The following is a 10,780-nucleotide window of genomic DNA, read 5'->3' as shown; positions in this document are numbered from 1 at the left end:
GGGAGCGCGTGTGGGGCGGAGGCAGCAGGTCTGCCTCTGGCTCACCCCCAAGATCTTCCCGGACTTCGCCGACCCGCTGCCCCGGGTGCGGGAGTTCTTCGACCACTACGCCGAGTGGACCTCCCAGACCGATCTCACCACGGTCGTGTTCTGCGCCGGGAACGGCGACCACCCCAGGCCGCACTGGAGCAGACCAGAGCCGTAGTGCGCGAGACCCTCGGCACCGACAGCCCCCATAGGAGGGTCTGACCCCATGTCCCATCCGACTCATCTGGTCAACCCGGTCCTGCGTGGCTTCAACCCGGATCCGTCCTTCCTGCGTGTCGGCGCCGACTACTACCTCGCGACCAGCACCTTCGAATGGTCGCCGCTGGTCCGGCTGCACCACTCACGCGACCTGGTGCACTGGACCACGCTCGGACACGCCGCGGACAGCGGTGGCGCGGTCGACCTGCGGGGCGTACCGGACTCAGGTGGGGTCTGGGCACCCTCCCTCTCCCACCACGACGGTCTGTTCTGGCTGGTCCTGAGCATCATCAGGACCATGGACGGCGACGCCAAGGACCTGGACAACTACCTCGTCACGGCCCCCGACATCACCGGCCCCTGGTCCGACCCGGTCCGGCTGAACTCGCGCGGCTTCGACGCATCACTGTTCCACGACCACGACGGACGGCACTGGCTGGTCGGCGTGCAGTGGGACCCGCGCCCCGGTCGCGAACGGTTCGCCGGCATCAGCCTGCAGGAGTACGACGCCAAGGTCGGCGGGCTCGTGGGTGAGAGCCGCATCATCGCTCGCGACACCGGGCTGATCGAGGGCCCCAACCTCTACTGGCACGACGGCTACTACTATCTGATGCTGGCTCAGGGCGGAACCGGCTTCAACCACGGCATCAGCATGCGCCGCTGCCGAACCCTGGACGGCGCGTTCGAGCCCGATCCGCAATATTCGCTGCTGACCTCGCGGGACAACCCCGACTGGGAGCTGCAGAAGGCCGGCCACGGCGAACTGGTGCGTACCCCGGATGGCGACTGGTACCTGGCCCACCTCGCCTCCCGGATGAGCCGCGACAGTCAGGGCCCGTTCGCGGTCACCGGACGGGAGACCTGCCTGCAGCGGGTGGCCTGGACCCAGGACGGCTGGCTGCGGCTGGCCGACGACGAAGGCCGCCCGGTCACGGGGACACAGGCCAGGACCCGGGTCCGATCGACCGTAGCGCCGTCCGGGACCCCGGACGGCGCCGCCGTGGCCCCCGGCTTCCACGACGACTTCACCACGCCCCGCCTCGATCGCACCCGCTGGTCGGCCCTGCGCCGGCGGGTGCAGCCCGGCTGGCTCGACCTCGAAACCCGGCCCGGACGGCTGCGACTGCACGGCGGGCAGTCCAGCGCGTCCGTCTTCGAGCAGAGCCTGATCGCCACCCGGATCGAGGAGCCGACGGCACGGGTGGCCACCCGGATCGACGCACGGCCGCGCACCACGGGCCACCGGGCCGGCCTGGTCGCCTGGTACGACCGCCACAGCCACTACAGCCTCTACCTCACCCTGGACGATGCCGGGCGACGGGTGCTGCACCTGGAGCAGAGCGCCCCCGCGGGCACGTCCCTGCTCGGCGAACCGGTGCCGGTGGACGACTGGCCCGAACTGCACCTGCGCTTCGCCCTGGACGGCCCCTCGATCACCTTCTCGGCCGGGCCCCAACCGCACCAGGACGGTTGGACGGGCCCGACGCTGTCGAGCCGCCCGCTCTCCGACGACTACCAGGGCCTGCTGCGGTTCACCGGCGCGTTCGCCGCGCTGCGGGTCGACGACTATGACGGTGACGGCTTCAGCGCCGACGTCGACCACCTCACCATCGACTACCCGGAGAACGGACCGTGACCGCGAAGCCCACGGAACAGCGCTGGGGCAACAGCGCACTGACCCGAACTGCGGGGACAGACCCTGGCCGTTGAACCGCCGTTCGACGCGGCGGGCGAGGCGGAAGCGTCCTGGGACGGCCCGCCGGAGAGCTGACGGTACGGTTGCCGCGTCCGCACAGCGCACCGCTGCTACGACTGGCTCCGGCCTCATGAGCGTTCTGGAGACCCCCGAGGTGCGAATCCACTACACCGACACCGGATCAGGACCCGGTGTGCCGCTGGTTCTGGTGCATGGCTGGGGCGGCGACAGCGCGGAGTGGCTGCCGCTCATCGCGCGGCTCCCGGAGCGCCGGGTCCTCGCCGTCGACCTGCGCGGCCACGGTCGCTCCTCCGCCCCGCCCACCGGCTACGCCCCGGCCGACTTCGCCGGCGACCTCGCGGGCCTGCTTGAGCGACTCGACCTGCCGCCGGTGGTCGCCGTCGGCCACTCCATGGGTGCGCAGGCGGTCGTCGCCCTTGCGGCAGGCCACCCGGCGGCGGTGGCGGGCCTGGTCGTGCTCGACCCCGCCTACGGCGCGGACGAGGCCGAGTTGCTGCGGATTCCGCGCGAGCAGCGGCAGTTGCTGGCCGAGGGCAGCGCCTGGGCGGTGCGCTTCGCCGACGGCTCGCACGTTGCCGCCACCCCGCAGGCGCTGCGGCGACGCCATGCGGAGGTGCTGGCCGCCATGGATCCGCAGGTGCTCGCCGCGGCCCGGGAGGCCCTGTACCTGGCACCGGACGCCATCGGCTCCCGGCCCGCCGCCGAGGCCGCGCTCAAGGCGCTGACCTGCCCCGTACTGACCGTCATGACCAGCCGCGAACGCGCCTCCTGGGCCCGCCGCACGGTGAAGGACCCGCGCTCCCGCGTCGAACTGTTCGAGGGATGCGGCCATTACCTGCACGAGGAGCGTCCCGAGCAGCTCTCCCGACTGATCACGGACTGGGTGGGGCGGGCGGCATGCGGCTGAGGAGGCGTCCCGCCTTCGGCAGCTGAACTCACAGCCGGTGCGCCGTGGGCCGCCCACTGGCCGCGGCCGGCCCGTACCCCGCTGCTGGACACCCTGCGCCCGACCAGGAGCAGCGGTGCGGGTCCGCTTTCGACGGGCGCTGTCGTAAGGAACCCCGCGCATGCCGCCCCTTCGAGCCGGCGTGATCACGAGCTGTTCTGCCGAGGGCGTGACGCGGGAGCCGAGGGCTGTTGCCAGGTGGTGCAGCAGCGCCGAGCGGCGCGCGGGCGCCTCGGCGTCCTGGGCGTCCTCAGAGGTCAGAACCGGAGGACCGGCTTGACGACCGCCCCGGAGAGCATGTCGCCGACCGCGCGCTGGATCTCCTCGAACTTGTAGTGCCTGACCAGGCGTTCGATCGGTAGCCGCCCCGAGGCCACCAGTTCGGCCAGGACCGGGATCAGCGACTCGGTCTCGCCGTCGCCGAGGGTCACGCCGACGACCCTGCGGCCCGGCAGCATGAAGTTGACGTCCAGTGGGACGGTCGAGCCGAACGGTGGTGCGCCGACCAGCGCGGCGGTGCCACGGGCGGCGAGGGTGGCGATGGCCGCGCCGGCGACCGCTGTGTTCCCGGTGGACTCCACCAGGCCGTCGGCGCCCCGGCCGCCGGTGATCTCGGCGACGGCCTCGGCCAGGTCGGTCGTGGTGGTGTCGACGGTGTGGGTGGCACCGAGCTCGCGCGCCAGCTCCAGCCGGGTCGCCACCCGGTCCACCACGATGACCTGGGTGGCCGCTGTGAGCCGGGACGCCATCACGGCGGACAGGCCGACGGCACCGGCTCCGGTCACCAGGAGGCTGGCGCCGGGGCGCGGGCGCAGGACGTTCCAGACCGCCCCCACCCCGGTCAGCACGCCGCAGCCGAGCGGTGCGAGCAGGTCCAGCGGCGCGCTGTCGGGAACCTTGACCAGGCTGCGCTCGTCGACGAGCGCGTGACGGGCGAAGCAGGACTGGCCGAAGAAGTGCCCGCCGATCGCCTCGCCGCCTCGGCCGATGGTGGGCGATCCGTCGGCGCGGGCGCCGCCGAGGAGGTTCAGCGGGAGCCAGGTCGCGCAGTAGGCGGGGTGCCCGTCCCGGCAGTTGGCGCAGCCCCCGCACGAGGTGAAGGACAGCAGCACCTGGTCGCCGGGACGGACCCGGGTCACCGCGGAGCCGACCGCCTCCACCACGCCCGCGCCCTCGTGGCCGAGGACGCCGGGGAGCGGGAAGGGCAGTCCGCCGCCCGCGACCCCGAGGTCGGTGTGGCACAACCCGGCCGTGACCATACGGACGAGCACCTCGTCCGGGCGGGGGGCGGCCAGGTCGACCTCGGTCAGGGAGAAACCGGCGCCGGCGGACTCGACTACCGCGGCAGTGGTGGTGGTCATGACGAACGTGCCTTTCAGCCAAGGGTTTTCAGGCGAGGGAGATGACGACGGACTTGACCCTGGTGTACGACTCCAGTGCCTCGGGGCCGTACTCGCGGCCGAAGCCGGACTGCTTCACGCCGCCGAAGGGGATCGCCGGGTCGAGCATCGCCCAGTCGTTGACCCAGACGATGCCCGCCTGCAGGCGCGCCGCGACCCGGTGGGCCCGGGCCAGGTCCCTGGTCTGCAGGCCCGAGGCGAGTCCGTAGGGCGTGCTGTTGGCCAGGGCCACCGCTTCGTCCTCGGTGTCGAAGGCTTGCACGGTCAGCACCGGGCCGAAGATCTCCTCCTGCACGGCGCGGGAGTCGTTGCCCAGGTCGGCGATGACGGTCGGCCGGTAGTAGTAGCCGCCGTCGAGGTCGAGACGCGCACCTCCGGCGACGATCCGGCCGCCGTCCTCCTTGGCGATCCGTACGTACTCCTCGACCTTGGCAAGGTGCCGCTCACCCGCCATCGGGCCGATGACGGTGGCGGGGTCGAACGGGTCGCCGAGCGGCACCCCGGCGACGGCGCCGGCCAGGATCTCCAGGATCGTGCCGTACAGCGAGCGGTGGACCAGCAGCCGTGGTCCGCCCATGCAGAACTGGCCGGTGTTGAAGACGAAGCCCTTGATCGCCGAGCCGATCGCCTTGTCCAGGTCCGCGTCCTCGAAGACGATCTGCGCCGCGTTGCCGCCGAGTTCCATGGTGACGGGCTTGAGCGCTTCCCCCGCCGTGCTCGCCGCGTGCCGTCCGATCGCCGTGGAGCCGGTGAAGGCGATCTTGTCGACGCCGGGGTGGCGCAGCAGGGCCTCGCCGACGACCGGACCGCTGCCGGTCACCACGTTGACCACGCCGTCCGGCACCCCGGCCTCGGCCAGGATCTCCGCCATCAGCAGTGCGCTGAGCGGGGTTTCCTCCGCGGGCTTGTGCACCACGGTGTTGCCGGCGGCCAGGGCCGGCGCGAGCTTGGAGGTGCTCAGGATCAGCGGGAAGTTGAAGGGGGTGATCGCGCCGACCACGCCCAGCGGTTCGCGGCGGGAGTAGGCGTGCACGGGGAGCGGGATCTGTCGTGCCGCGCCGTCGGCGCCCTGCGCGAGCGCGGCGAAGTACTCGTACACCTCGGCGGCGGTGGTCACGTCGACGGCGCGACACAGGCTCACCGGCTTGCCGACGTCGAGGCTCTCGACCGCGACGAGTTCGTCCTCGCGTTGCCGGATCAGCTCCGCGACCCGGTTGAGCACGCGCGAGCGCTCGCGCCCCGAGGTCCGCCCCCAGGGCCCCTCGTCGAACGCCTTCCGGGCTGCGGCGACCGCGGCGTCCAGGTCCGTGGCGTCGGCCTCGGCCACAGTGGTGACGACCTTCCCGGTGGACGGATCGATCACGTCCCGGCGTACCTTGGCGTCGGCCTCGCGCCAACGGCCGTCGATGAAGAGCCTGCCCGGCTCAAGGTGCGGCCTGCTCACAGGGGTCATGTAACCCGCCTTCACTGATGCCGGCCGCGCCGATGTGACCAACAGGTTTCCTGATGATTGCGCCCTCGCGACATGGAAGGCAAGACCTTGGAGATAATCAGGAAGCCTGAATGTCGAACATGGAGGAAAAACGTGGCGCGTGCAGCGAGCAGGGACAGTGCCGGCGAGCCCGCGAACGTCGCGGAGGGGCCGCGCCCCTCGCTGATGTACGCCATCAAGCAGGTCGAGTTGGCCGCCCGGGCGCACATGGACGAGCTGGTCAAACCGGTGGGGATCACCGCCCTGCAGTACACCGCGCTCACCGTGCTGCGCCGCCACGACGGGCTCAGCTCCGCTCAGCTCGCCCGGAACTCCTTCGTCACCGCGCAGTCCATGGCCGACATGGTCACCGCGCTGGAGCGGCGCGGCCTGATCGTCCGCCGCCGCGACCCGGAGAACCGACGCGCCCTGCTGATCAGCCTCACCTGCGCCGGTCACGAGCTGCTCGCGGAGCAGGACGCGGCGATGACCGCCCTGGAGGAGCGGATGCTCGCGGACCTCACCTCGCGCCAGCGCCTCGACCTGGAGGACTACCTGAACCGCTGCCGCGCCGCTCTCTCCGACCGCCCGTCACACTGACCTCCGCGGCGGCCGGCGGCAGGCAGCGGCGGCGGGGCGGCGGCGAGCGGCTCCCCGTAGGGATTCATCAGCGAGCGCGCCGCGGAGGTGGTGCTGGCGACTGCGGCTCGCCCTCGCCCTTGCAGCCGTGATTTGCCGCCGGGATCGGAAGGGTTGCCGCACGGTCGACGTCTCCGGCTCGGTAGGAATTCTTTTCCGATCACGGCAACCTTCTTGTGCGCGACGGCAACTGACGGGCAACCGGGGTCGCGCCCAAGAACACCTGGGTGCTGGCGTACCAGTGGGGCGCCTGGCCGTTCATCTACCGCACGTCGAGCGACCCGACCAACCCCAAGGGCTGGTCCGCGCCACAGGCGCTGTTCACCGGCAGCATCGCGGGCGCCGCACCGATCGACCAGACACTGATCGCCGACGGCCAGAACATGTACCTGTTCTTCGCCGGCGACAACGGCAGCATCTACCGGGCGAGCATGCCGATCGGGAACTTCCCGGGCAACTTCGGCTCCTCGTACACGAAGGTCATGAGCGACACGGAGAAGAACCTGTTCGAGGCCCCGCAGGTCTACAAAGTCCAGGGCCAGAACCAGTACCTCATGATCGTTGAGGCTCGGGGCGCGAGCGAGCAGCGCTACTTCCGCTCGTTCACCGCCTCCAGCCTGAGCGGTTCGTGGACCCCGCAGGCCGCCACCGAGAGCAACCCCTTCGCCGGCAAGGCCAACAGCGGAGCCACCTGGACCAACGACATCAGCCACGGCGACCTGGTCCGCAACAACCCCGACCAGACCATGACCATCAACCCCTGCAACCTGCAGTTCCTCTACCAGGGCAAGGCCCGCACCGCAGGCGGCACCTACGACCGGCTGCCCTGGCGCCCGGGCGTGCTGACCCTGCAGCACTGACCCGAAAACGCGGCCGCCGGGACGTGGGAGAAGCCATCCCATCTTCGGTGCTGATCCGCAGCCTTGCCTGGAGCCGAAACCGGGCCAGAACTTCGCCGGAGATTTCTGCGCCCTCGGCAACCTTTCGGCCCACGGCGGCAACTGGGTGGTGTCGGGCCGGGTGGTCCGGTCGGACACCACAGTTGAAAGTGAGCACAGGAATGTCGTCTCGCCCAACCGGAGCAAGCGGGGGTCATCGTGCCGGCGGCCATGCCCGCAGCCGTCGCCGTCGGCTGTTCACACGCAAGGGCTTCTGGGCCTCCGTGGCCCTGGCCGTGACGGCCGGCTCCGTTGTCGCGATCGGGTCGGCCTCAGCGGGGACGGTGGATTCAAAGACCTGGTACGTCCTGGTCAACAGCAACAGCGGCAAGGTGCTGGACGACCGCGCCCAGGCCACCAACAACGGCGCGGCGGTGGTGCAGTGGGGGCGCATCGGCGCGGACAACCAGCAGTGGCGGTTCGTCGATGCCGGTGACGGGTACTTCCGGCTGCAGAACCGGCACTCCGGCAAGGTGCTGGACGACTACGGCTGGTCCAGGACCGACGGCTCCAGCATGGTGCAGTGGAGCGATCTGAACGGCGCCAACCAGCAGTTCAAGCCGGTGAAGTCGAAGGCCGGCACGGTGCGCCTGGTCAATCGCTTCAGCGCCATGGCCGTCGGCGTCCGCGGCGCCGCCAAGGGCGACGGCAGCAGTGTCGTACAGAGCCGCGACTCGGGCGGCGCCGACCAGCAGTGGCAGCTCGTCCCGGTCGGCAGCGTCGGCAGCGCCCCCACCAACCCGGCCCCGGGCACAACGACCCCGTCGGCCGCAACGTCCCCCGGCGCCGGCGGTGCAGCCGCCGGCGGCGGTGCCACCGCGAGCCGGACGACTCCGTCGGCCGCAACCTCGCCCGCGGCCTCGGGCGGCAGTTCGACCGTCAGCTTCATGGGCAGCAGCAAGGTACTCATCGGCGGCTCCATGTCCGACGCCTCGGCAGCCGCCGCGCCGTTCGACATGCGATACGCCTATGTGCACAGCAAGCCCGCACCCTCCTCGGCCGCCTACTCGGCAGCGCGCTGCACGGACGCCTGGTCCGGTTGGTGGGGCTGCTGGAACGGCAACACCACAGCGCCGGGCACCTACGTCACATGGCGGGACAGCGTCACGGCGCAGGCGACCTATCAGGGCAGCCCGCGCCCGCAGAGGATGCTCTGGAGCTGGTACTCGCTGCGCGACCTCGGGGACATGGCGGGCGAGGGAGACGGTCCGGGCGAGGTCAAGGCCATCAACAGGGCGGACCTGCTCACCCAGTACCTCGACGACTACCGCTTCTTCCTCCAGAAGATCGGCAAGTCCCACGACATGATCGACCTCGAACCCGACTTCTGGGGCTACGTGCAGTCCCTCGGCGATCCGCACCAGGTCCCCGCGAAGGTCACCAGCGCCGACCCGAAGGACTGCGGATCACAGGAGAACAGCGCTGCCGGACTCTCCCGCTGCCTGATCTCGATGGCCCGCACCTATGCGCCCAACGCCACCGTGGGCCTGCACCTCACCTGCTGGAACTGGCAGAGCGACACCCCGGGCTGCATCAAGACCTACCGGAGCCTCGGCGCAGAGAACGCCGACGTCCTGGTCACCGATGTGTCCGACCGCGACGCCGGCTGGTACGCACAGCCGGCCCACGGCGGCTCCGACCACTTCTGGACCGACCAGAAGGCCGCCGCCGCCCTGGCGTTCTACCGGACCATGGCCGAGTCCATCGGCAAGCCGGTGGCGCTGTGGCAGATCCCGCTCGGCAACATGGCACAGAACAACACCCTGAACCACTACAAGGACGACAAGGTCGACTGGTTCTTCGCGCACATGGACCAGGTGGCGGCCGCACACGTCGACGCGCTGCTGTTCGGTGCGGGGCAGGGCGAGCAGACGTCCGTGGAGACCGACGGCGGAAACCTGATCGGCAAGACCATCGCCTACCACACGGCCGGCGGTACGGCGCTCAGGTAGCCGAGGCCCGGCAGTGGACCGGTTCGGAGGGCCGCCGTCCGGATCCACTGCCGGGACTTGCTACGCTCCGCCCTGATGTTAACGCTCACACTGCTGGGAGAGGACGGCCGGGGGACATGCTCCTCGATGACACGTCCGCGGAGTTCCACGCGTTCTTCGAACGCCACTACACCGAACTCGCCCGGTTCGCCCATCTGCTGACCGGCGAATCGGAGGCCGCGGACGACCTTGCCTCGGACGCCCTGGTGTCCCTGTGGCAGCGCTGGGACCGCATGCGCTCAGCCGACCAACCCCTGGCCTACGCGCGCGGCGTGGTGGCCAACATGGCACGCGAACGGATCCGCAGCGCGGTGCGGGAGCGACGCCGGGTCGCACTGTTCTGGTCCCGCAACCCGGAGCAGGCGGACCTGCCGGACCTGGCGGCGGTGCTGGACGTCCGCGCGGCGCTGGTCCGGCTGCCGTTCCGCAAACGGGCCTGCGTGGTACTGCGCCATGCCCTCGACCTGTCGGAGAAGGAGACCGCGGCGGCGCTGGGGATATCCGTCGGCACGGTGAAAAGCCAGACCTCCAAGGGGCTGGCTGAGTTGGAGGGAATACTGGGCGCACGAGCGGCCGGGGCCTTCGCGGCTGGGAGGAGGAACCGGTGAGTCGGGAGATCGAGCGTCAACTGCGGGAGAGCGCCCAGGCCTATCAGCCGGACCACGACCGGATGGCCGCCCGCGTCCGCAGCGGCGCCGTCGCCCCCGTCGTCCGGCATCGCTCGCGCTCGCGTGCCAGGTCGGGGCCGCGAGCCGTCCTCGTCGGCCTGGCCGCGGCCCTCGGCCTGGCGTCCGGCGGCTTCGCCGTCGCCGCCATCGTCCAACCGTCCCTGTCCCGGTCCCCGGGGATCGTCGGCCGCGCCACCGCCGTGCCGTCGCCGACCCCCTCGACACGTTCGGCGGCCCCGACTCCGAGATCGGCCGCTCCCAGCAGCGGGAGTGCCTTCCCGTCGGCGTCCCCGAGCAGCTTGCCTTCGGCTCCGGCATCCGCTGCCGCGAGTCAGCCGCAGAACGGGCCGCTCCGGTCGGCCGGCTCGGTGAGCGCCCACAGTTCGGTGTACTGGGAGGAGAACGACGTCACCCTCAGTACGACCTCGCCGCTCACCTCGCTCACGGTGGAAGTGCACATCGCGCTGACCGCCGACGTGCGGGAGACCGGCACGTGGCGGACGCTGCCCAGCGACGACTTCACCGTCACCGTCCAGCGGACCGGAAGTTCGCTGGTCTTCCGCTGGGTGCTCAAGCCGGGCCTGACCGTCCCGGTCGGCCAGCACGAGTTCGCCGCCCAGTTCAACCACATCACGGGTGCGCGCAGCGCCGCAGCCGACAGCTACCGGGTGGACGCCGGGGGGGTGGGCGGCACCGGCTCGGTCTGGGGCGGGTTCACCGGCCGCTGACGACGGGGGCCTCCCTGAGCGAGCCGCACCGGCCAG

9 protein-coding genes and 1 pseudogene are annotated in these 10,780 nt (G+C 71.2%); 8 read left to right on the top strand and 2 right to left on the bottom strand.

Annotated features, from left to right (window positions below; all coding sequences use genetic code 11):
- Positions 1-10 precede the first annotated feature (10 nt).
- The 3 genes from TR46_RS10235 to TR46_RS10225 all read left to right on the top strand — a co-directional run bounded on the left by TR46_RS10235 (position 11) and on the right by TR46_RS10225 (position 2,870).
- The gene (locus TR46_RS10235; RefSeq protein ID WP_042397250.1) at positions 11-205 is read left to right on the top strand and encodes a hypothetical protein; all 195 of its coding nucleotides are present in this window, start codon (positions 11-13) and stop codon (positions 203-205) included.
- A 48-nt stretch (positions 206-253) separates the two neighbouring features.
- Entirely contained in the window at positions 254-1,882 is a 1,629-nt protein-coding gene (locus tag TR46_RS10230; RefSeq protein ID WP_042397246.1) for a glycoside hydrolase family 43 protein, read from the top strand.
- A gap of 190 nt (positions 1,883-2,072) precedes the next feature.
- Entirely contained in the window at positions 2,073-2,870 is a 798-nt protein-coding gene (locus tag TR46_RS10225) for an alpha/beta fold hydrolase (RefSeq protein WP_042397244.1), read from the top strand.
- A 296-nt stretch (positions 2,871-3,166) separates the two neighbouring features.
- On the opposite strand, the gene TR46_RS10220 is transcribed toward TR46_RS10225, so the two are convergent.
- A complete protein-coding gene (locus TR46_RS10220; protein ID WP_042397241.1) occupies positions 3,167-4,270 on the bottom strand; it encodes an NAD(P)-dependent alcohol dehydrogenase in 1,104 nt (367 codons plus the stop codon).
- 28 nt (positions 4,271-4,298) lie between these two features.
- Positions 4,299-5,762 carry an aldehyde dehydrogenase family protein gene (locus tag TR46_RS10215; protein ID WP_042397498.1) on the bottom strand — a complete coding sequence of 488 codons (1,464 nt, stop codon included), beginning with the start codon at positions 5,760-5,762 and terminating at the stop codon, positions 4,299-4,301.
- 204 nt (positions 5,763-5,966) lie between these two features.
- Between TR46_RS10215 and TR46_RS10210 the strand changes: the two genes are divergently transcribed.
- The 5 genes and pseudogenes from TR46_RS10210 to TR46_RS10190 all read left to right on the top strand — a co-directional run bounded on the left by TR46_RS10210 (position 5,967) and on the right by TR46_RS10190 (position 10,744).
- The gene (locus tag TR46_RS10210; protein ID WP_042397495.1) at positions 5,967-6,380 is read left to right on the top strand and encodes a MarR family winged helix-turn-helix transcriptional regulator; all 414 of its coding nucleotides are present in this window, start codon (positions 5,967-5,969) and stop codon (positions 6,378-6,380) included.
- A gap of 248 nt (positions 6,381-6,628) precedes the next feature.
- Positions 6,629-7,279: pseudogene (locus TR46_RS10205) on the top strand (non-reducing end alpha-L-arabinofuranosidase family hydrolase); the annotation flags it as partial.
- A gap of 362 nt (positions 7,280-7,641) precedes the next feature.
- A complete protein-coding gene (locus TR46_RS10200; RefSeq protein ID WP_236655288.1) occupies positions 7,642-9,309 on the top strand; it encodes an RICIN domain-containing protein in 1,668 nt (555 codons plus the stop codon).
- A 116-nt stretch (positions 9,310-9,425) separates the two neighbouring features.
- Positions 9,426-9,956, top strand: coding sequence for a SigE family RNA polymerase sigma factor (locus tag TR46_RS10195; RefSeq protein ID WP_042397237.1), 531 nt, complete (start codon positions 9,426-9,428; stop codon positions 9,954-9,956).
- On the top strand, positions 9,953-10,744 hold the full coding sequence (locus tag TR46_RS10190; RefSeq protein WP_042397233.1) for a hypothetical protein: 792 nt from the start codon (positions 9,953-9,955) through the stop codon (positions 10,742-10,744). The genes TR46_RS10195 and TR46_RS10190 overlap by 4 nt, the downstream gene beginning before the upstream one ends.
- Positions 10,745-10,780 lie beyond the last annotated feature (36 nt).

It is taken from the genome of Streptacidiphilus carbonis, from assembly GCF_000787775.1.
Lineage (GTDB): Bacteria > Actinomycetota > Actinomycetes > Streptomycetales > Streptomycetaceae > Streptacidiphilus > Streptacidiphilus carbonis.
The sequence above is the reverse complement of the archived record's forward strand: the minus strand, read 5'-3'. Positions and strand labels throughout refer to the sequence as shown.

Excerpts from the sequence above, each read along its gene's own strand:
- TR46_RS10225 (WP_042397244.1), top strand. The coding sequence starts at position 2,073 with ATGAGCGTTCTGGAGACCCCCGAGGTGCGAATCCACTACACCGACACC.
- TR46_RS10230 (WP_042397246.1), top strand. The coding sequence starts at position 254 with ATGTCCCATCCGACTCATCTGGTCAACCCGGTCCTGCGTGGCTTCAAC.
- TR46_RS10220 (WP_042397241.1), bottom strand. The coding sequence starts at position 4,270 with ATGACCACCACCACTGCCGCGGTAGTCGAGTCCGCCGGCGCCGGTTTC.
- TR46_RS10210 (WP_042397495.1), top strand. The coding sequence starts at position 5,967 with ATGTACGCCATCAAGCAGGTCGAGTTGGCCGCCCGGGCGCACATGGAC.
- TR46_RS10215 (WP_042397498.1), bottom strand. The coding sequence starts at position 5,762 with ATGACCCCTGTGAGCAGGCCGCACCTTGAGCCGGGCAGGCTCTTCATC.
- TR46_RS10195 (WP_042397237.1), top strand. The coding sequence starts at position 9,426 with ATGCTCCTCGATGACACGTCCGCGGAGTTCCACGCGTTCTTCGAACGC.